Below are 21,122 nucleotides of genomic sequence, written 5' to 3'. Positions count from 1 at the left end.
CGACGTGCTGCCGCCGGTCGTCACCCGCGCCCTGGCGCGGGCCCGCGGTCGGGCCCGCGGGCACTGAGCCGCCCGGGCCGGGGCCGCACGCCCGCCCCGGCCCGCGCTACCGCGGCACCTGCCCGACCAGGACGAACACATTGGAGCGCAGCAGCATCCCGGCCGGGCGCGGCAGCGGATGGGAGTACGTCCGCCGCACCGCCAGGCCCGCGGAGGCGGCGAAGGCCCGCAGCAGCGCGAAGTCGGTGAAGCGCACCGGGGCGGGGCCGGCCCGGTGCCCGGCCTCCTGCGCGGTGATCAGCAGCACCCCGCCGCCCGGCCGTACGTAGCCGACATAGGCCCGCAGCAGGCTCTCCACCTGTTCGTCGTCCAGGTGCTCCAGGACGTGCGCGGTCAGCAGCGCGTCGAAGGCGCCGGGCCGGGCGTGCGCGCTCGCCAGGAACGCGTCGGCCGTGTAGGCGGTCAGCCCGCGGGCCCGGCAGCGCTCCACCGCCCGCGGGTCGTGGTCCACGCCGACGCTGCCGGGCGCGCAGCGGGCCAGGGTGGCGCCGTCCCCGCAGCCGATCTCCAGCACCCGCCCCTTGCCGATCCGCCGCAGCTGGGTGCGGAACGGGGACCGGGCGGAGCGCGGCCGCGCCGGGCCGCCGGGCTCCGGGTCGGCCGGCAGCCGCGCGGTGGAGGCGGACGGCGCGGTGCCGGCGGGGCGGACCGGGCGCGCGGCCCGGGTGTCCCCGCCGGGCGGCCCGGTGTCGAGGCTGTCGGTGGCGGCGGAGCTGTCGGTTCGGCCGGGCATCGGGTCGCGGTCACCTTCCCTGAAGGAGGAATCGGGCGCACGGAGCGCCGGCGGGCTGTGCAACGGGTCTACGGCATCGGACCCGGCCCGGCACTACGGCGCGCCGACCGCGCGCACCGAACGCCCGCCCGGGAGCAGGCGCCGCTCGCCGCGGCACTCACCCTTTCAGCGCAGATCCGGTGACCGTGCCGCCGCGGGCGAGTTGAACGGACCGGTCGTGTGCATCGCCAGTCCGGAAAGGCGTGGTCCTCGTATGAAGCCCCGGCTCACCGTCGTCGTCCCGGTCCATCGCACCGAGGGGTCCGAGCGCAATCTGGAGGAGTGCCTGGAGTCGGTCGCGGCGCAGACGCTGACCGAACTGGATGTGGTGATGGTGGCCGGCCCGCCCGCGCCGGACGGCCAGGACGGCGCGGCACCGGGCACGCCCGCGGCCGTCGCCCGCCGCTTCGCCGAGCGGGACCCGCGCTTCCGGATCGTCCACCACCCCGGGGGCGAGGCGGCACCCGGCTGCGGCGCGGCCCGCAACACCGGCGTCCGGCAGGCCTATCCGCACACCGCGTACCTGGCCTTCCTCGACGCCGACGACGTGCTGCTGCCGCGCGCCTACGAGGACCTCACCGGCCTGCTGGACAAGTCCGGCGCGGACCTGGCGACCGGCAACGTCTACCGGCTCGGCGCGGCGGGCCGCAGCCAGTGCGCGCACCACCCGGCCGGCCGGGAGACCGCCCTGCGCACCCACATCAGCGAGGACCTCACGCTGCTGTCCGACCACTTCGCCCGCAACAAGGTCTTCCGCCGCACCTTCTGGGACGCCCACGAACTCGCCTTCCCCGAGGGGGAGTTCTGCCATGACGCGGCGGTGACGCTGCCCGCGCACTTCCTCGCCGAGGCCGTCGACGTGCTGCACGAGCACGTCTGCTACTGGCGGCTGCCGGAAGGGCCGGACCGCCACCGCCGGCCCGACGCCCCGGGCGTGCGGGAGCGGTTCGCGGTGGTGGCCGGCATCCGGCGGTTCCTCGACGACCCGGCGCACCCCCGGCTCGGCGCCCACCGGCGCGACTACGACCGCGCGCAGCTCACCGGCGGGCTGCTCGACCTGGTCGACGCGCTGCCGGGGGCCTCGCCCGAGGTCCGCACCGCGTTCCTGGACTGCGCCCGCGACTTCCTCGCCGGCGTCGACCCGCGGCTGTTCCGCACGCTCCCCGTGGAGCTGCGGATGCGCTGGTACCTGATCCGCACCGGACGGCTGACCGGTCTGCTGGCGCTGCTCGGCCACGAGGCGCGCAACCCGGGCGGGTTCACCGTCGCCGGGCCGCCGCTGCGCAAGCGGGCGGTGCTGCCGCTGACGCCGCCGCTGGAGCTGCCGCCCGGCGTGACCCGGCTGGAGCGCGCCGACTTCCCCGTCCGCGCCCGGGTCGTCGCGGCGTCGTGGCAGGACGGCGCGCTGGTGCTGCGCGGCTACGCCTACCTCCGCAACCTGGGCGCTCCGGCCCGGCACAGCTACCTCAGGACGGCGGTGCTCTCGTGCGGGCGGCGGCGGGTGCTGCTGCCGCTGCGGCCGGTCCTGATGCCGGCGGCGACCGCCGAGTCCGGTCAGGAGCAGCACTGCTACGACTGGTCGGGCTTCGAGGTGCGGATCGACCCGGCCCGGCTGCGCAGGGGCGGGCGCTGGGAGGAGGGCGAGTGGACGGTCGGGGTGGTGCTGGCGTCGGCGGGGGTGCTGCGGACCGCGCCGCTGGCCGCGCCCGAGACCGGTTCGGGCGCCGCGCCGTGCGCCCATGAGGTGGCCGGGGACGGCGCGGGGGACGGCGTGCGGATCACGCCCCGGTACGCGGACGGGCGGCTGCGGCTGTCGGTGGCCCGCCGCACCCGGTGGCTGGCCGGCCGGCACGCGGCGGCGGCCGGGACCCTGGACCTGGCCGTCACCGCGCCCGGCCCGGCGCCCGCCGCGCTGCGAGTGACCCACCGGGAGACCGGCACGGTGGTGTCGTTCCCGGTGGAGACGGAGCCGCCGGCCCTCGCGGGGGCGGACGCGGCGCCGCCCGCCGGTGGACGCCGCTCCCCCGCCGGCCGGCTGACCTTCCGCATCCGGCTCGACGCCCTGGCCGCCGCGCGCCCCACCCGGGACGGGGCGCCGCGGGCCATCGCGCCGGCGCACACCGTCAGCTGGGTGCCGGAGCTGGTGCTGCCCGGCGGCGGCACCGACCCGATCGCCTGCGACCCGTGGCTCGCCCCGCTCTCCTGCCCGCTCCCGCACGGCCGCGAGCTGATCGTCGCGGCCACCCCGGCCGGCGACCTGGTGCTGCACGACCGGGTCCCGCAGCCGTACCTGGACCGGGCCCTGTGGCGCCCGGACGGCACCCTGCTGGTGGCGGGCCGGCTGCCGGACGCCGCGCCGCACGCCACCGAACTGGTCCTCAAGCACGCCGCCCACGCCACCGAGCTGGCCTTCCCCGCCACCCACGACGACGGCCGCTTCCACTGCGCGCTGCCGCTGGGCGCGCTGCCCTCGCTCGCCGGGACGGTGCCGCTGCGCGAGGGCCGCTGGACGCTGCACCTGCGCGAACAGGGCGCGCCCGGCTCCCCGCTGGACGCCCCGGTGCGCTGCGCGCCCACCGTCCTGGACGGGCTGCCGGCCGGCCGCACGGTCCGCGGCAAGCCGCTCACCCTCGACCGGCACCGGCACGACGAGGCCCTCGTCACGGCGGGCCCCGCGCTGCCCGCCCCCGACCGCGGCCCCTACCGCCGCCGGATGCTGCGCGAACAGCACTACGCGCTGCACCGCTCCCGTCCGCTGCGCGACACCGTCCTCTACAGCAGCTTCGGCGGGCGCGCGTACGGGGACTCGCCGCGCGCGGTGCACGAGGAGCTGGTCCGCCGGGACCTGGACGCGGAGCACCTGTGGGCGGTGCGCGACGCCCAGAGCGCGGTGCCGGACACGGCCCGGGCGGTGCTCGTGGGCAGCGCCGAGTGGCACGGCGCGCTGGCGCACAGCCGCTGGGTGGTCACCAACACCCATCTGCCGCGCTGGTTCACCCGGCGCGGCGGCCAGCGCATCATCCAGACCTGGCACGGCACCCCGCTCAAGCGGATCGGCGCCGATCTGACCGGCACCCTGTGCGCGGGGTTGGCGCATCTGGCGCCGCGGCCGCGGGTGAGCCGGCAGTGGAGCGTGCTGCTGTCGCCCAACGCCCACAGCACCCCGGTGCTGCGCTCCGCGCTCGGCTACTCCGGCCGCCTGGTGGAGACCGGGCTGCCGCGCACCGACGCGCTCTTCGCGCCCGACCGCGACCGGATCGCGGCCGCGGTGCGCGCCCGGCTGGGCATCGAGCCCGGCCGGAGGGTCGTGCTGTACGCGCCGACCCCGCGCGACGACCTGGCCTACGACGCCGGGCACCACCGGCTGCACCTGCCGCTCGACCTGGACCTGGCCCGGCGGGAGCTGGCCGACGACCACGTGCTGCTGGTCCGCGGCCATCCGCTGGTCGCCGACCGGCTGCCCGCCCACCACGCGCCCTTCGCCCTGGACGTCTCCGCGCACCCCGACGCCACCGAGCTGCTGCTGGCCGCGGACGTGCTGGTGACCGACTACTCGTCGCTGGCCGTCGACTTCGCCAACACCGGCCGCCCGATGCTCTTCCTCACCCCGGACCTGCCGCACTACCGCGACACCCTGCGCGGCTTCACCCTCGACTTCGAGGCGCGGGCGCCGGGGCCGCTGCTCACCGATACCGGTGAACTGATCGACGCGCTGGGCGACTTGACGGCGATCGCCGCGGCGGGCGCGGAGGCCTACGCGGATTTCCGGGAGGCCTTCTGCCACCGGGACGACGGCGGGGCGGCCGGCCGGGTCGCGGATCTGATGGAGCGGTGAGCGCGGGCCCGGTCCGCCGCAAGGTGGTGGCGTGCGGATCGGCATCGTGCGGCGCTCGCGTCGTTACAGCATGTGCAGGTCCTCTTACGGGCCCTGCACACCTCAAGCCCCGACTTCCGCCGGGTAAGAAGACGGCAAGACGGCGGAAAAGCGGAGCGGCGGGTGCAACCGCTCGACGGGATTCGCCCTCTGAACCATCGGAAATGGGTTCGGATCCCGCTCGGGCCACGAGATGCTGTCGACACGAAATGTAGATTCAGTGACTGTGAAAGAAGCCCTGGAGCCGCTGCCGGCGGGGCCCACCATCACGCCATCCGCGCAGGTCAGCATCGTCGTCATCGCCTTCAACGACGTCGCTCACGTCTGCGACGCGGTGCGCTCCGCACTCGCGCAGGGCGACACGGTCACCGAAGTGATCGCGGTGAACGACGCCTCCACCGACGGAACCGGCGCCGCCCTCGACGCCCTCGCCCACGGCACACCGCGGCTGCGCGTCCTGCACCGCGAGCGCAACAGCGGCGGCTGCGGCACCCCGCGCAACGACGGGCTGCGCGCCGCCACCGGGCGCTTCGTGATGTTCCTGGACAGCGACGACGTTTTGCCGCCGGGCGCGGTCCGGGCGCTGCTGTCCGCCGCGCTGGAGCACGACGCCCCGGTCGCGGCCGGCGCCTGCGTGCGCCGTGAGCTGCCCGCGCGCCGCGACGTCCCCTGGCAGCCCGCGCTCTACCGCGAGCCGGCCGTGCACGACTCCGCCGAGGCCAGCCCCCAGCTGGTCCGCGACACCCTCTGCGTCAACAAGCTCTACGCACGCGCCTTCCTGGACGAGCACGGCATCACCTTCCCCGAGGGCCGCTTCACCTACGAGGACTTCGTCTTCACCGCGCGGGTGCTGGCCGCCGACCCGCGGATCGCGACCGTCCCGGACCGCGTCTACATCTGGCATGTGCGCCGCTCGGCCGCCAAGCAGTCGATCTCGCTGGACCGCACGGACGTCGCCAACTGGCAGGCCCGGATCGCGGCGCACCGCGCCAGCGTGCAGATCTTCAAGGACGCCGGCCTCAAGGCGCTGGCGCACGCCGCGAGCACCAAGTTCCTCGACCACGACCTGCGGATGTACGTCCGCGAGCTGCACACCCGCGGCGCCGATTACCGCGCCGAGTGGTGGAGCCTGGCCCGCGACTACCTCGCCGGGTTCGAGGAGGCCGATCTGCGGGCGGCCCGCGCCCCGGCCCGCTGGCTGGCCCGCGTCGTGGTGGCCTCCCCCGCCCCGCGGGACCTGGACCGGCTGACCCAGCTGGCGGCCCGCCCCGGCCGGCTGCTGCCGCCGTACGCGGAGGTCGACGGCCGTGCGGTGTGGTCCCTGGACCTGCCCGACGTCGAGCTGGACGCGATCGGCAGCAAGCCGACGCACCGGCTGCCGGTGACCATCGACGCCGAGCCCTGCGTCACCGGCCGCGGGGTGCTGCGGCTGCGGATACACGATCTGTACGGGCGGCTGGCGGCGGCCGGTCCGCAGAGCATCGACATCGAGCTGCACCGCCGCCGCGACGAGCGCCGCGGCCCGGTGCACACCGCCGCGCTCACCCGCGCGGCCCCGACCGCCGACGGCTCGCACGCCTGCTGGACCGCCGAGGTCGCGCTGGACCTCGACGCGCTGGTCGAACCGGGCGCAGCCGGCGCCGACCCCGAGCCGTGGGACCTGATGGCGCAGGTCAGCTGCGTGAACGGGGCCGGTTTCCGCGCCTCGCTGCGGGCCAAGGGCCCGGGACTGCGGCGCCGGGTGCTGCTCAGCCGGCGGCATCTGGTCCTGCTGGTGCAGCCGTACGCGACGACCGGCGGGGCGCTGTCGCTGCGGGTCGCCTCGGGGGTGCGCAGCGTCTGGCGGATCGCCGCCCGGCGGCTGCGCCGCTGACCGCCGCGGCCCGCTCCTCCTCCCTGTCGGACCCCGAGCCTAGGATTGGCGCTATGTCTTACTTGATCACGGGTGGTGCCGGATACATCGGCTCCCATGTCGTTAGGGCCCTGCGCCAGGCGGGCGAGTCGGTCGTCGTGCTCGACGACCTGACGTCGGGCGTGGCCGCCCGGATCCCGGAGGGCGTCCCGCTGGTCGTGGGCTCCACCCTCGACCGCGCGCTGCTCGACGAGACCCTCGCCGGGCACGGCGTCACCGATGTCGTGCATCTGGCCGCCAAGAAGCAGGTCGGCGAGTCCGTCGAGATGCCGCTGCTCTACTACCGCGAGAACGTCCAGGGTCTGCACACGCTGCTGGAGGCGATGGCCGCGGGCGGCGTGGGCCGCCTGGTCTTCTCCTCCTCGGCCGCGGTCTACGGCATGCCCGATGTCGACCTGGTCACCGAGGACACCCCCTGTGTGCCGATCAACCCGTACGGCGAGACCAAGCTCGTCGGCGAGTGGATGGCCCGTGCGGTGGGCGCGGCGCACGGCATCAGCACGGCCTGCCTGCGCTACTTCAACGTCGCCGGCGCGGCCGCCCCCGAGCTGGCCGACACGGGCGTCTTCAACATCGTCCCGATGGTCTTCGAGCGGCTCACCGAGGGCGCCGCGCCGCGCATCTTCGGCGACGACTACGACACCCCGGACGGCACCTGCATCCGCGACTACATCCATGTCGCCGATCTCGCCGAGGCCCATGTGGCGGCCGCCCGCAAGCTCGCCGAGCCGGGTCCGGTGCGCGATCTGACCCTCAACATCGGCCGCGGCGAGGGCGTGTCGGTGCGCGAGATGATCGACCTGATCACCGAGATCACCGGCCGCGCCGGCGTCACCGCCGAGGTCACCCCGCGCCGGGCGGGCGACCCGGCCCGGGTGGTCGCGGCCGCCGACCGGATCACCGCCGAGCTGGGCTGGAAGGCCCGGCACGACGTCCGCGACATGATCACCTCGGCCTGGACGGGCTGGCAGCACCACCACGCGCAGGCCTGACCGGCACCCGCCGTCCGCCGCGGCCGGGCAGGGGCGCGACGCCCCCGCCCGGCCGCGCCGCGTCAGCGCAGCGGGTGCGAGGTCCGGCCGGACGCCTCGTCGATCTCGTCGTGGGCCTTGGTCAGCAGCTTCATCGCCAGCTCGTTGAGCGCGCGGGCGCCGGCGACCTCCTCGCCGACCCTCGGCTGGTTCGAGTCGGCGGGGTGCCGGCTGGTGTGGCCGTGGGCCCGTACCTCGCTCCCGTCGGGGAGCCGGACCAGGGCCGCGGCGCGGGTGCGGTGGGCATCCTCGTCGAACTCCAGCTCGACGTGCCATCCGACAACGGTCTGCAGCATCACGATCACCTCCGGAACCGCTGTTTCCAGCGTGCGCCCGCCGCCGCGCGCGTGCACGGCGTGCCGCCGCGACGGCCCGGGCGTCGCCCGGCGCTCCCCGGTCAGCGGCGGAAGCGGCGCAGCGCGCGCCGGAGCCTCGCCCGGGTGCCGGAGGGCGGCACGGTGAGGGTCAGCGGGTCCGCGGCGCCGGGCGGGGCGGCGGCCGGGCGGACCGGCAGCTCGCGGCGGAGCGGGCCCGCGGTCACCCGCAGGACCACCCGCCAGGTGCCCGGGGGCCCGCCGCGCAGCAGGGAGCGCACGGTGTAGTGGTCGCCGGCCTCCCGGACGGCCGTGGTGCGCAGCGCCACCGTGCGCGCCCCGTCGACCAGGAGCAGCCGCAGCTCGGCGTCCACGGGGCAGCCGGGCAGGGTGAGGTGCGCGGTGAGGGTGGCACGGCCGGAGCGGGTGGCGTCCGCGGTGCCGCGCAGGTCCGCGCCGAGCGGCCGGCTCACCTTGTCGCGGCCCAGGTCGAGGTGGAGATGGCCGTGCGGCCGGGAGAGGAAGAGCGCGGCGACGGCGGGGCCCGCGGGACCGCGGCCGGCGATCCGCGGGGCGAAGTCCGGGCCGCCGTCCCCGTCCTCGGGGACCAGCCAGGCCTCCCGGCGCAGCGCGGGCCCGCCCGCGCCGCCGGTGCCGTACGCGGTGAGCGCCAGCTTGAAGCCCCAGGTGCCGTCGGGCAGCGGCCCGCCGTCCGCGGCGGTCGCCGGGTCGACGGCGGCCCGCCAGGCGCCGTCCTCGTAGCGGGCCGGGACGCGGTGGGTGGTGCTGCCGCGGCGCAGCAGCAGCTCGGCGCCGTCGCCGCCGAGCGGGGGGAGCGTGGCGGTGCCCCGCAGGTGCAGGACGCCGCCCACCCAGTGCGGGTGGTCCAGCCGCTGTCGCAGCACCACGCGGTCGGTGAGGTCGTAGCAGGCGTCGGGGACCTCGCGCCGCGGGTCGCGGAAGTAGGGGTAGCCGGCGTACACGCGCCCGTCGTCGTCGAGGTGCGGCGGGCCCGGCCGGGTCTCGGTGTCGGCCCGGACGACGGCCGTCAGCTCCTCGTCGAGCCCGGCGCGCAGGCAGTGGGCGCGCAGCCGCAGGCCGGGCGGCAGGGCGGCGCGCACCCGGTCGGTGAGGTACTGCGCGACGAGCGGGCGGGCGGCGGCGGCCATCGCCCGGCGGCCGGCTCCGTCGCGGCCGAGGTAGGAGGCCCCGAAGGGCATGAGTATCTCGCCGTGGAAGTGCCGGACCATCAGCTTGTCGCGGTCGGGGCCGGGCGGGACCTCGGCGGCGACCCGTTCGAGCACGGTGCCGATGTAGTCGAGGTACTCGCACCAGTCGATGTCCTGGCGGGTGGCGTTGCTGTTGTCCTCGCGTCCGTGCAGGTAGTAGCAGGTGCGGTCGGCGAAGACGGAGACCACCTCGGCGCGCAGCAGCGCGGTGATGCCGAACGGCAGGTCCTCGGCCAGCAGCCGGCCCTCGACGAAGCGCAGCCGGTGCCGTTCGACGAAGGAGCGGCGGAAGAGCTTGTAGGCGGCCAGCGACCAGTAGACCGGGGAGTCGAAGACGGAGACCTCCTCGCTGGTGGTGCGCAGGTCGACGGGGGCCGCGCGGCCATCGGCGCCGGCTATCCGGCCGTAGACGACGTCCGAGCCGTTTTTCTGGGCCGTACGGGTGAGCCAGTAGAGCGCCTCGGTGTCGAGGCGGTCGTCGGAGTCGAGGAAGAAGACGTAGTCGCCGGTGGCCCGGTCCAGACCGGCGTTGCGCGGCCGTCCTGCGCCGCCGGAGGCCTCCTGGCGCAGCACGGTCAGGTTGGCGTGGCGGCGGGCCTGCTCGGCCAGCCACTCCGCGCTGCCGTCGGTGGAGCCGTCGTCGACCGCGATCACCTCGATCCGCCGCTGGTCCAGCGTCTGCGCGAAGACGGAGCCGAGGCTGCGGTCGAGGTAGCGCCGGGTGTTGTGCACCGGCACGATCACGGAGACGGTCGGCGCCGCGCCGTGGGGTCCGGTGGGGGCCCGGGTCGCGAGGTCGTCAGAAGCGGGCACCGTGCCCTCCGTTCATTTCCGCAATCCCTCGAAAGACCCGGCGTCCCAGCCGAGCAAAAGGGACTATTAAGACATATAACGTGGGGTGAACGTTCGCCGATCGTGGAGGAGTGCCGGTGGCTCCGACGCCCGCCACCCCACAAGAGGCGGTCCGGCCCCAGGAGGTTGCCCGGCCCCTTCCCCGAAGGGAACACCCGTACGCGGTGCGCGGGGCCCTCGCGCGGCTGGCGGCCCCCGGGCTCGCGGCGGCGCTGTCCATGGGCGCCTACTGCCTCGGGCTCGCCCTCTGCGGCAGCTACCCCTTCGGCCCGCGCTCCCGCGCCGTCAACGACCTGGGCAACCAGTTCGTGCCCTTCCACGTCCGGCTGTGGGACCTGCTGCACGGCGCCACCGGCGGCGATCTGTTCTTCAACTGGGGCAGCGGCTACGGCGTCCCCTTCCTCGCCGACTTCTTCACCTATCTGATGAACCCGTTCTCCTGGCTCGTCGGACTCTTCCCCCGCGCCCTGGCCGACCTGCCGGTCTTCCTGGTCACCCTGCTCAGCATCGGCCTGGGCAGCGCGCTGATGACCGTCCTGCTGGGCCGGCTGCGGCCGGGCTCCGGGGTGCTGCGGGCGCTGCTGGCGACCGGCTACGGGCTGTGCGCCTGGGTGCTGAACGACGGGTTCGCCGACCCGATGTGGATGTGGGGCCTGGTCGCGCTGCCGCTGACCGGGATCGCCGCGGACTGGTGCCTGCGCCGCACCCGCTGGGTGGCCGGCACCCTGCTGGTCGCCCTGGCCTGGGCGGGCAACTTCTACACGGCGGCGATGGCGACCCTGGCCACCGCGCTGGTGCTGGGCCTGCGGCTGCTGACGGCCACCGGGACGCCGCGCGGCGACCGGCTGCGGGCGGCGGGCCGCGCCGCCTCGATGGCGCTGACCGGCATCCTGCTCGCCGCGCCCGTGCTGACCGTCACCTTCGCGGCCAGCCGCGCCGCCCAGCCGGCTCCCCCGGTGGCCTACCCCGGCCGGCCCTCCGTCCTCCTCCAGCTGTCGCAGCTGCTGCCCGGCGGCCACGACGGGGTGCCGGCCCCGAACCTCTTCATCGGGGTGCCCGGGCTGCTGCTGGTGGCCGCCTTCCCGTTCGTGCGCGCGATCCCGCCGCGGGTGCGCCTGGGCTGGTACGCGCTGGCGGCCGGGGTCGCCTGGTCGTTCGTCCAGGAGCCGACGATCCTGCTGTGGCACGGCTTCGCGCTGCCCAACGGCAGCCCCTACCGCGCCGCCTTCGTGCTCAGCGGGATCCTCGTGATGATCTCCTGGCTCGCGCTGGCGCACCGCCCGCGGCCCGGCGAACTGGCCGCAGGCGCGGGGCTGGTCGCCGCGCTGGCCTGGCTCTGCCGCCACCAGGGAGCGGTCGGCACCGCCACCTGGATCCTGGTGGCCGGCGGCGGCACCGCGGCCCTCCTGGCCCTGGCCGCGCTCGGCGCGCCGCCGGGCGGCCGCGCCCGCCGGGCCGCCACCACCGCGCTGGCCGGCACCGTCCTGCTCGGCTCGGCGTACACGGTGTTCTCGGTGACGGCGGCACGGGACCGGATCCCCTGGTTCCGGCCCAAGATCACGCTGACCGGGGCGTCGCTGGCGGCCCGGGACGCGCTGGCCGCCCGCGACGACTGGCCCCGCTCGCGCACCGATCCGGGCCCGCACGAGTTCGCCAACAACGACCCGCTGCTGCTCGGCGGCGAGGGCGGCGCCTACTACAGCAGCTACGTCCCCGCGGCCACCGCCCGCACCCTGCAACGCCTGGGCGCCGGGTGGTACATGAGGGGCCGCCACACCCTCAGCTTCGAGGACCCGGCGGGCCAGGCGGTCATGGGCGTCGGCGGCTTCCTGTCCCCGGTGCCGCACCGCCGCACCCGCTTCGTCCCGCACCGCGCGCACCCGGCCCCGCTGCTGACCGTCCGCGACGCGCTCCCGCCCGCGGCCCCCGGGGAGACCGTCTTCGCCCGCCAGGAGCGGGCGCTGGGCGCGGCCGTCTACGAGGTGCCGGCGCTGACCCCCGCGGCGGGCGCGGCCGCCGAGCCCGTCCGCGGCGGCTGGCTGCTGCGCCCGGCACGGCCGCCCGGCGCACCGCCGGCGGGCCCGAGCGGCCCGGGGACCACCTTCACCGCGCACTGCACCCCCGGCAGCACCGCCGTGTGGTCGGCGCCGTGGTTCTCCGGGCGCATCAGCGGGCTGGGCGGGCACAGCACGGGGATCGGCCGCGCCGAGGTCACCGCCAATCCGGTGCGGACGCTGGGCCGGGTGCCCGCGGACGGCAGGGTGGCGGTGCGCTTCACCGGCCGCGGGCCGCAGCGCGTCCCCGGGCACGCCGTCGGCTGCCTGTCCCCGCGGCGGCTGACCGCGGCGGTGGACGCGCTGCGCGCCCGGGGCCCGGTGGCGCTGTCCGCCCGCGGCCACCGGCTGACGGCCCGGCGGCGGCCGGGCAGCCGGCGCAGCGCGGTGCTGGCGCTCCCGGCGGTCGCGGGGTGGGGCTGTTCGGTGGACGGCGGCCCGCGCCGCGCGCCGCACTCGTTCGCCGGTCTGGCGGCCGTCCCACTGGGCACGGGGGCCTCCCGGCTGTCGTGCTCCTACCGGCCGCCGGGCCTCACGGCGGGGCTGGCGGCGAGCGCGGCGGCGGCGCTGGCGCTCGCCGCGGTGGCCGCGGCCGGGGCGGTCCGGGGCCGACGGCGCGTCACACCAGCACGCCGCTCGAATCGTGACATTCCCACAGATTTGTAGAATCAGCCTTCAGGGGACGGCGTCCGCGCCGTCCGCTGCCCCCGGCGAAAAGGCCTGCTCATGAAGCTCTCCATCGTCGTCCCCTGCTACAACGAAGAGGCCGTGCTGAGCCACTTCGACGCCACGATCCGCGCGGTCCTCGCCGGGCTCGCCGTCGAGTACGAACTCTGCTACGTCGACGACGGCAGCGCCGACGGCACCCTGGCCCGGCTGCGCAGCCTCGCCCAGCAGCACCGCGGCACCACCCGCTACCTCTCCTTCAGCCGCAACTTCGGCAAGGAGCCCGCCATACTGGCCGGCCTGCGGGCGGCCGACGGCGACGCGGTGATCCTCATGGACGCCGACCTCCAGCACCCGCCCGCGCTCATCGAGAAGATGCTCGACCTCTACCAGCTCGGCCACGACCAGGTCGTCGCCAAGCGCACCCGGCACGGCGACCGGCGGCTGCGGTCCGCGCTGAGCAGGCTCTACTACCGCGCCGTCAACAGATGGGTGGACGTCGAACTCACCGACGGCGTCGGCGACTTCCGGCTGCTGTCGCGCACCGCCGTGGACGCCCTGCTCTCGCTGCCGGAGTACAACCGCTTCTCCAAGGGCCTGTTCTCCTGGATCGGCTTCGACACGGTCACCTTCGACTACCGCAACGCCGCCCGGGAGGCGGGCGAGACCAAGTGGCACCTCGGCGCGCTGGTCAACTACGGCATCGACGGCATGCTGTCCTTCAACTGCCGCCCGCTGCGGCTGGCCATCTACGCCGGGCTCGGGCTGGCCTCGCTCGCCGCCCTCTACACCCTGTGGATCATCGGCGCGGCGCTGGTCGGCGGGGTCACCGCGCCGGGCTATGTGACGCTGGTGGCCATCATCGTCGGCCTGGGCGGGCTGCAGATGGTGATGCTCGGACTGATCGGCGAGTACATCGGACGGATCTACTACGAGGCCAAACGGCGGCCGCACTTCCTGGTCAAGGAGAGCAACACCGCCGCCCCCGCGCCCGCCCCCGCGGACGCCGCCCCCGCCGGCTCCCGGGCCGGCTGATGCGCGCGCTGCCGGCGCTCGCCCCCTGGGGCCAGCTGGTGCGCTTCGCCGCCGTCGGCGGGGTCAACACCCTGACGTTCTACGCCTGTTACCTGCCGCTGCGCCGGACGCTGCCGTACTTCGCGGCCTACACCGGCGCCTTCGCGCTGAGCATGCTCGGCTCGTTCCTGCTGAACACCTACTTCACCTACCGCACCCGGCCGACCTGGAAGAAGTTCCTGCTCTTCCCGCTGACCCAGGTCACCAACTACCTGGCGCAGAACGTGGGGCTGGTGGCGCTGGTGAGCTGGTGCGGGCTGAACACCGCGGTGGCGCCGCTGGCGGCGGCGCTGCTCGCCCTCCCGTTCACCTTCCTGGTCTCCCGCCGCATCCTGCGCCCGCCCGCCCGGACCGCTCAGCCGCCGCTGCGCTCCGGCGGACGGGTCTGAGCCCGCCAGCCCCCGAACGGCGCACGCGGCCCGAGCCCGCTCTGCCGGGCGGTGTACAGCCGGCCGTCGGTGCCCAGCGCGACCACCACCGCGCGCCCGGTGGCGTCCTGGGCGACCCCGGCCGCCGCCGAATGCGCCACCCGGCCCCGCTGCCAGGGCCCGGGACCGTCCTGCGCCATCGCCACCCGCACCTCGCCGGCGTCGTCGCGGGCCGCGAGCACCATCCGGTCCGCGCCGCCGGCCGGGGCCGCCGCCACCCGCCCGTACCCGCCGACCGCCGCGCAGCGCGCCGCCACCCGCCAGCCGCCGATCCTGCGCGGCCGCTCCGCGATCAGCACCTGGGCGGTGCCCGCGCGCCGGAAGACGGCCCGCACCACGCCGTCGGCCAGCGGGACGAGGCTGACCGGGCCGGCCGGCTGCGGCAGTCCGGTGGCCGCGGCCGGCCGCGGCAGCCCCCCGGCCTCCTTGGACACCCAGTGCACCACCGTCCCGGCGCTCGGCGCGGCCAGATGGACCAGCCCGTCGGAGTCCATGCAGGCGTCCAGCCCGTCGGTGATCCGCGGCGACGCCTGGAGCGTGCTGACCGTGCCCTCCAGCCGCTGCCACGGCGAGAAGCCGCCATCCGGGCGGCCGCCGCGGTGGGCGAGGGTGCCGTCCCAGGTCCGTACGAAGACGTGCACCGTGCCGTCCGGGGTGGCCACCGCCGCCGGGAAGCCGGTCTCCAGCGAGCGGACCGGGTCCGCGTCCGGGGCCCCCAGCGACTCCCAGTCCGCGAAGACGGGTACCCCGTCGCGGCCGGTGCCGGTCTGCTGCGCGGTCAGCAGCTCCCGGTAATGGCCGGTGTGACGGCCCGGCAGCACGGTGCGCGAGGCGAACAGCTGGAGCGTGCCGTCCGGGCGGCGCGCCACATGGATCTGCCCCTGCAACCGCCCCCCGCCGACCGGCACCGGCGCCCCGAAGCTGCCGCTGCCCGGCCGGGTCTCGGCCCAGCAGTACGCCCGGCCGCCCAGGACCGCGAAGGCGGCGAGCCGGCCGTCCTGCGCCGGGCGGAGCCAGGCGTTCGAGCCGGGCGCCCGCAGCCGGGTGCCGCGGGTCCAGTGGCGCGCGACGCCGCTGAGCGCCCCGCCGCCCACCTTGCGGTCGCCGCAGCCGGCCGGGTCGCCGCAGGCGCGGTGGTCGGCCCAGCCGTAGACCGACAGCAGCGCGGCCTTGCGGCGGGTGGTGCGCGGGTCGAGGTCGTCCGGCAGCACCCCGGACTCGTAGCCGAGGTAGTTCTCCACGACCGGGGGCCGGCCGCGGTCGGTGTAGGCGGCCAGCGCGGCCTCGGCGAAGTAGGCGGAGGCGGTGTGGTCCTGGTGGTCGTAGTAGCGCGGCCCGGCCAGCCGGGGGTCGCGGTCCGCGGTGGCCGGCGGCCGCCTGCGCGCGTGCACCGCGTTGGGGTCCAGGGTCCGTACGACCGTGGGCCGGGCCCGGTCGAGCACCGCCACCAGGGTCCGGACGACCTGCTCGCGGGTGTAGTGGTACTGCCGCCGTACGGGGGTGCCGGCGGGGCGCAGCGTGGGCAGGGTGGCGGCAGCCCCCAGCCACAGGCCGCGCAGGCTGATCGTGCGGGCCTGCCAGACGGCCCGGGACTCCACCAGCTCCAGGAAGATCAGCTGGTGCTGCGGGGCGTCGTGCAGCGTCTGGACCTCCACCTCGAAGCCGGGGAGCAGGGAGCGGGCCGCGACGTCCCAGCGGGCGGCCGGGCTGCCGGTGGCCATCACGGCGTGCGCGGCCCGCAGCCCGTTGGCCCGCGCCCGGGCGAAGGCGGACCGGTCGACCGGGACCCGGCCGGGGTCGGGGGCGCGGCGGCTGACGTTGTGGCCGTCGGCCTCGCCGCCCGTGAGGCAGACGGTGACCGAGCGCGCCCCGCTGCGCAGGGACTGCTCCAGGTCGGGGTTCATGAAGAACAGGCCGTCGTCGGCGTGCGCGACGATGTGCACGAAGGACTGGTCGGCCGGGGCCACCAGGGAGCGCCCCGAGCCCGCCGGCCCGGCCGTGCGGGAGGCGTCGTCCGAGCGCCATGCCCAGACGCCGGCGCCCGCCGTCGCGGCGAGCAGGCCGCCACCGGTGACCTGAAGGAGCCGGCGGCGGGAGACGGGGGGCGGGTGCGCGGGTGACACACCCTCAGTATTCGGTCACCCGGGAGTTCCCGCCCGCCCGGAAATACCCCGCTTCACCAGGTATGTGACGGGGCCCATGGAACTTTGAGATGACGAAGAACAACCTTTTCGAGTGAACAGCTGTCGTACGACTGACGACGTGAGAGGCCCTTTGCGGCGATTTCCGCTGTCTGTAGTCAGCTCATCACGAGGAGTGGCCCCGCATGTCCGAGACAGGCCTTGACGCCGTACCCCGGTTCAGCATCATCGTCCCCGTGTTCCGCGTGCAGGGATTTCTGCGCGCGTGCCTGGACTCGGTGCTGGCCCAGGAGTTCACGGACTTCGAGCTGATCGCCGTCGACGACTGCTCCCCCGACCACAGCGGCGCCATCCTCGACGAGTACGCCGCCCGCGACCCCCGCGTCCGGGTCCGCCACCTGTCGCAGAACGCGGGACTCGGCCCGGCCCGCAACGCCGGCCTGGAGCGGGCCCGCGGCGACTACGTCCTCTTCCTCGACAGCGACGACACCCTCACCCCCGGCGCGCTCGGCGCCCTGGCCGACCGGCTGGCCGCCACCGCCGAACCCGAGATCCTGATCTTCGACTACGCCCGCACCTACTGGGACGGCGCCACCCGCCGCAACACGCTGTCAGGGCTGCTCGACGAGTCCGGCGCGCCGGTCTTCCCGCTGGCCGAGCGCCCCCGGCTGCTCGACCTGCTGCAGATCGTCTGGAACAAGGCCTACCGCCGCGACTTCGTCGAGGAGCACGGCTTCACCTTCCCGCCGGGCTACTACGAGGACGCCCCCTGGACGTTCTGCACCCTGATCACCGCACAGCGGATCGCCGTCCTGGACCGGGTCTGCCTGCACTACCGCCAGCGCCGCCAGGGCGGCAACATCCTGCGCACCACCAGCCGCAAGCACTTCGACGTCTTCGACCAGTACGCGCGGGTCTTCGCCCACCTCGACGCGCACCCCGAGCTGGCGCGCTGGCGCCCGCACATGTTCCGCAAGATGGTCGACCACTACCTGACCGTCCTGGACAAGCCCGGCCGGCTGCCGCGCGGCGCCACCGCCGAGTTCTTCCACCGCGCCGCCCGCGACTACCGGCTGCGGATACCGGCCGGCTTCGTGCGCCCCGGCGGACCGGCCGGCGGCAAGTACGCGCTGCTCGCCAGGGACGCCTACCCGGCGCTGGCCGGCCTCAAGGCCGCCGGCAAGGTGCGGCGCACGGTGCGCAAGCACGCCGGCAAGCGGGTCCGGCAGGCCAAGCGCAAGGCCGTGGACCTGCGCTACCGGGCGCTGCTGCGCCGCCCGCTGGACGAGAACCTCGCGGTCTACTCCGCCTACTGGAACCGGCTGCCGGCCTGCAACCCGCTGGCGGTCTACGAGAAGGCCAAGGAGCTGGCGCCCGGGGTGCACGGCGTCTGGGTCGTCAAGAAGCAGCTCGCCGAGGCCGGCGCGGTCCCGGCCGGCATCGACCACGTCGTGCTGAACTCGCCGCGCTACTGGGAGGTGATGGCCCGCGCCAAGTACCTCGTCAACAACGTCAACTTCGCGGACGGCGTGGTCAAGCGCGAGGGCCAGATCCATCTCCAGACCCACCACGGCACCCCGCTGAAGTCCATGGGCACCGACCAGAAGCGCTACCCGGCCGCCGCCAAGGGCATGAGCTTCCGCAAGCTGCTGGCCCGCGCCGACCGCTGGGACTTCTCGCTCTCCGCCAACCAGCACACCACCGAGCAGTGGGAGCGGGTCTACCCCTGCGGCTTCGAGTCGGTGAACGCGGGCTACCCCCGCAACGACGCCTACTACCGGGCCACCGGCCGAGACGTCCTGGACATCCGCGCCCGGCTGGGCATCGCGCCCGGGAAGATCGCGGTCCTCTACGCCCCGACCATGCGCGACTACCAGGTCGGCTACGTCCCCCGGCTCGACCTGGAGAAGCTCTCCCGCGGGCTGGGCGAGGACGTCGTCCTGCTGGTGCGCACCCACTACTTCTACGACCGCGACACCCGCCTCCAGGCACTCCAGGAGCGCGGCGCGCTGATCGACGTCTCCGGCCACCCGGTCGTCGAGGAGCTGTGCCTGGCCGCCGACGCCCTGGTCACCGACTATTCGTCGATCATGTTCGACTACGCCAACCTCGACCGGCCGATCGTCACCTACGCCGACGACTGGGATACCTACGTCCGCTCCCGCGGCGTCACCTTCGACCTGCTCTCGGGACGGCCCGGCGACACCCCGGGGGCGATCGCCACCGACGAGGACGAGCTGATCGAGGTGTTCCGCAGCGGCCGCTGGGACGACCAGGCGGCAGCCGAGCTGCGCGCCGCGTTCCGGGCCCGGTTCTGCCAGTGGGACGACGGGCACGCCGCCGAGCGGGTCGTCCGCCGGGTCTTCCTGGGCCAGGAGGCGGTGCCGGCCCCGCTGCCGCCGGCCGCGCGCACCGTCGCCCCGTCCCCGCGCGCCGCGGCCGGCGGGAGCGTCCGCGACCTGCTGCCGCTCGCGGGCGGCGGGCTGCTCGACCGGCGGGAGAGCAGCCCGGCCGACGCCACGGACCTCGACACCACGGACCTCGACACCACCGATCTCGGACTCGCGGGCTGAGCCACCCGCACACACCCGCGGGGCGCCGCGGCGGACTCCCCGCCGCGGCGCCCCGCGCGTCATACGGCCCCGACCGGCCCGCTCAGCGGCCGCCGAGCGCGCTGACCACGGCCGCCGTCAGCTCGTCGAGATAGCCGGCCGGCACCTCGTCGCGGACCACCAGCAGCCGCCAGTACAGCGGCCCGGTCAGCAGGTCCAGGGCCAGCCGGCCGTCCGCACCGGCCGGGATCTCGCCGCGCTCGACGGCGCGGGCCACCATCGCCGTGGCGACGCCCTCCTGACTGTCGTGCAGCGCGGCCTTCAGCGCGGCCGCCAGCTCGGGACTGCGGGCCGCCTCCGCCAGCAGGTCCGGGACGATCTGCGAGGCCATGGGGTGCCGCAGCGCCCGGGCCGCGACCTCCAGCAGCACCCGGACATCCCCGGACAGCGACCCGGTGTCCGGCGTCGGCATGCCCGCCGCGGCCACCGCGGAGACCACATCGAGCACCAGGTGCAGCTTGGAGCGCCACCGCCGGTAGACGGCGGTCTTGCCCACACCGGCCCGCCGCGCGATGCCCTCGATCGACATCCGGGCGAAGCCCGCCACGGCCAGCTCCTCGAAGACCGCGGCACGGATCGCCTCGGTCTTGTCCTCACGCAGCACGGCGGCGCCCGCCGGGCTCCGGCGCGCCGCCGTGGAGTCGTTCCCGCTGCCCTCTTTTGCCATGGCTTGAGCATAGCGTCACGACGCTACGGTTGCGTTTCGACGTGAGCACCCTTTAGTGTCAGCGTCGCGACGATACGGACCCGTTCCGTCGTAGGTCACCCCGTTCTCGTTCCACCGCCCCGTACGCAAGCGAAAGCGGCCTCCCCGATGCCCCAGACCCTCGCGCCCCCGGAGCCGACGCCCACCCGGGCGACGGCACCCGGCACCGCCCCCGACCCCGAGCTGCGCGCGCTGGCCGAAGCCCACGGGCTCACGGTGAGCGGCATCCGCCCCTCGCTGCCGGAGTACACCCGCCAGCTGTGGCACCGGCGGCACTTCATCACCTCGTTCGCCAGCGCCAAGCTCACCGCGATGTACACCACCGCCAAGCTCGGCCAGTTCTGGCAGGTGCTGACCCCGCTGCTCAACGCGGTCGTCTACTACTTGATCTTCGGCGTGCTGATCAACACGAAGAAGGGCGTGCCGGACTACATCCCGTTCCTGGTGACCGGCGTCTTCGTCTTCACCTTCCTGCAGAACTCGGTGATGACCGGAACGCGGGCGATCTCGGGCAACCTCGGCCTGGTGCGGGCGCTGCACTTCCCGCGGGCCTGCCTGCCGATCTCGTTCTGCCTGGCGCAGCTGCAGCAGCTGCTGTACTCCATGGGCGTGCTGTGCGTCATCCTGCTGTGCTTCGGGCAGACGCCGACCTGGTCGTGGCTGCTGGTGTTCCCGGCGCTGACCCTGCAGTTCATCTTCAACACGGGCCTGGCGATGGTGATGGCGCGGCTCGGGGCCAAGACGCCGGACCTGGCGCAGCTGATGCCGTTCATCATGCGGACCTGGATGTACGCCTCCGGCGTCATGTTCAGCATCAGCGTGATCCTCAAGGGCAAGAACCTCCCGCAGATCGTGGTGATCCTGCTCAACGGGAACCCGGCCGCGGTCTACATCGACCTGATGCGGTTCGCCCTGATCGACAGCTTCACCCACAAGCAACTGCCGCCGCACGTGTGGGCGTTCGCCGCCGGCTGGGCGCTGCTCGCCGGTGTGGCCGGCTTCGTGTACTTCTGGAAGGCCGAGGAGCGGTACGGACGTGGCTGAGCACAAGACCGGCATCCTGCCGACCGAGGCGGCCCGGGAGCGGGTCCCCACCGTGATCGCGGACGACCTGCACATCGTCTACCGCGTGTACGGCACGGGCGCGGGCAAGGGCAGCGCGACCGCGGCGCTGAACCGCATCATCCGCCGCAAGCCCTCCACCGGTGTGCGGGAGGTGCACGCCGTCAAGGGCGTGTCCTTCACCGCCTACCGGGGCGAGTCGATCGGGCTGATCGGCTCCAACGGCTCGGGCAAGTCCACCCTGCTCAAGGCGGTCGCCGGGCTGCTGCCCGCCGAGCGCGGCAAGGTCTACACCCACGGCCAGCCCTCCCTGCTGGGCGTGAACGCCGCCCTGA

At 75.2% G+C, this 21,122-nt stretch carries 14 protein-coding genes; 9 read left to right on the top strand and 5 right to left on the bottom strand.

Annotated features, from left to right (window positions below):
* Positions 1-106: 106 nt before the first annotated feature.
* Positions 107-793 carry a class I SAM-dependent methyltransferase gene (locus IEY78_RS32475; RefSeq protein ID WP_189104487.1) on the bottom strand — a complete coding sequence of 229 codons (687 nt, stop codon included), beginning with the start codon at positions 791-793 and terminating at the stop codon, positions 107-109.
* 253 nt (positions 794-1,046) lie between these two features.
* On the opposite strand from IEY78_RS32475, the gene IEY78_RS32470 reads away from it, so the two are divergent.
* The 3 genes from IEY78_RS32470 (at position 1,047) to galE (ending at position 7,610) form a co-directional block, all read left to right on the top strand.
* Entirely contained in the window at positions 1,047-4,667 is a 3,621-nt protein-coding gene (locus tag IEY78_RS32470; protein ID WP_189104485.1) for a bifunctional glycosyltransferase/CDP-glycerol:glycerophosphate glycerophosphotransferase, read from the top strand.
* Between the two features lie 265 nt (positions 4,668-4,932).
* Complete coding sequence (locus IEY78_RS32465) at positions 4,933-6,579, top strand: glycosyltransferase family 2 protein (protein WP_189104489.1); 1,647 nt, start codon at positions 4,933-4,935, stop codon at positions 6,577-6,579.
* Positions 6,580-6,632: 53 nt separating this feature from the next.
* On the top strand, positions 6,633-7,610 hold the full coding sequence (gene galE, locus IEY78_RS32460) for a UDP-glucose 4-epimerase GalE (RefSeq protein WP_189104484.1): 978 nt from the start codon (positions 6,633-6,635) through the stop codon (positions 7,608-7,610).
* A 62-nt stretch (positions 7,611-7,672) separates the two neighbouring features.
* On the opposite strand, the gene IEY78_RS32455 is transcribed toward galE, so the two are convergent.
* On the bottom strand, positions 7,673-7,945 hold the full coding sequence (locus tag IEY78_RS32455; RefSeq protein ID WP_189104482.1) for a DUF1876 domain-containing protein: 273 nt from the start codon (positions 7,943-7,945) through the stop codon (positions 7,673-7,675).
* A gap of 101 nt (positions 7,946-8,046) precedes the next feature.
* Positions 8,047-10,005 (bottom strand): glycosyltransferase family 2 protein, encoded by a 1,959-nt coding sequence (locus IEY78_RS32450; protein WP_189104480.1) that lies wholly within the window; start codon positions 10,003-10,005, stop codon positions 8,047-8,049.
* Between the two features lie 116 nt (positions 10,006-10,121).
* On the opposite strand from IEY78_RS32450, the gene IEY78_RS32445 reads away from it, so the two are divergent.
* The 3 genes from IEY78_RS32445 to IEY78_RS32435 are packed head-to-tail and all read left to right on the top strand — an operon-like array spanning position 10,122 to position 14,227.
* Complete coding sequence (locus IEY78_RS32445; protein WP_189104478.1) at positions 10,122-12,764, top strand: YfhO family protein; 2,643 nt, start codon at positions 10,122-10,124, stop codon at positions 12,762-12,764.
* 60 nt (positions 12,765-12,824) lie between these two features.
* Positions 12,825-13,799, top strand: coding sequence for a glycosyltransferase family 2 protein (locus IEY78_RS32440; RefSeq protein ID WP_189104476.1), 975 nt, complete (start codon positions 12,825-12,827; stop codon positions 13,797-13,799).
* On the top strand, positions 13,799-14,227 hold the full coding sequence (locus tag IEY78_RS32435) for a GtrA family protein (protein WP_189104474.1): 429 nt from the start codon (positions 13,799-13,801) through the stop codon (positions 14,225-14,227). The genes IEY78_RS32440 and IEY78_RS32435 overlap by 1 nt, the downstream gene beginning before the upstream one ends.
* On the opposite strand, the gene IEY78_RS32430 is transcribed toward IEY78_RS32435, so the two are convergent.
* A complete protein-coding gene (locus IEY78_RS32430; protein ID WP_189104472.1) occupies positions 14,194-16,389 on the bottom strand; it encodes a PIG-L family deacetylase in 2,196 nt (731 codons plus the stop codon). The two genes, IEY78_RS32435 and IEY78_RS32430, sit on opposite strands and share 34 nt — an antisense overlap.
* A gap of 203 nt (positions 16,390-16,592) precedes the next feature.
* Here IEY78_RS32430 and IEY78_RS32425 point away from each other — a divergent pair, with 203 nt between their 5' ends.
* On the top strand, positions 16,593-18,980 hold the full coding sequence (locus IEY78_RS32425) for a bifunctional glycosyltransferase/CDP-glycerol:glycerophosphate glycerophosphotransferase (RefSeq protein ID WP_229700314.1): 2,388 nt from the start codon (positions 16,593-16,595) through the stop codon (positions 18,978-18,980).
* Between the two features lie 82 nt (positions 18,981-19,062).
* Here IEY78_RS32425 and IEY78_RS32420 read toward each other — a convergent pair whose 3' ends face one another.
* Positions 19,063-19,686: a TetR/AcrR family transcriptional regulator gene (locus IEY78_RS32420; RefSeq protein ID WP_189104470.1), complete on the bottom strand. Its 624-nt coding sequence runs from the start codon at positions 19,684-19,686 to the stop codon at positions 19,063-19,065.
* A gap of 147 nt (positions 19,687-19,833) precedes the next feature.
* On the opposite strand from IEY78_RS32420, the gene IEY78_RS32415 reads away from it, so the two are divergent.
* Both IEY78_RS32415 and IEY78_RS32410 read left to right on the top strand, forming a co-directional pair.
* Complete coding sequence (locus tag IEY78_RS32415; protein ID WP_189104468.1) at positions 19,834-20,769, top strand: ABC transporter permease; 936 nt, start codon at positions 19,834-19,836, stop codon at positions 20,767-20,769.
* Positions 20,762-21,122 (top strand): ATP-binding cassette domain-containing protein (locus tag IEY78_RS32410; RefSeq protein ID WP_189104466.1); only part of this gene is annotated, 361 nt, incomplete at its 3' end. The genes IEY78_RS32415 and IEY78_RS32410, both read left to right, overlap by 8 nt.

It is taken from the genome of Streptomyces kronopolitis, assembly GCF_014646275.1.
Taxonomy (GTDB): Bacteria; Actinomycetota; Actinomycetes; order Streptomycetales; family Streptomycetaceae; genus Streptomyces; species Streptomyces kronopolitis.
Note: the sequence above shows the minus strand (reverse complement) of the source record. Positions and strands in the feature narration are given on the sequence as shown.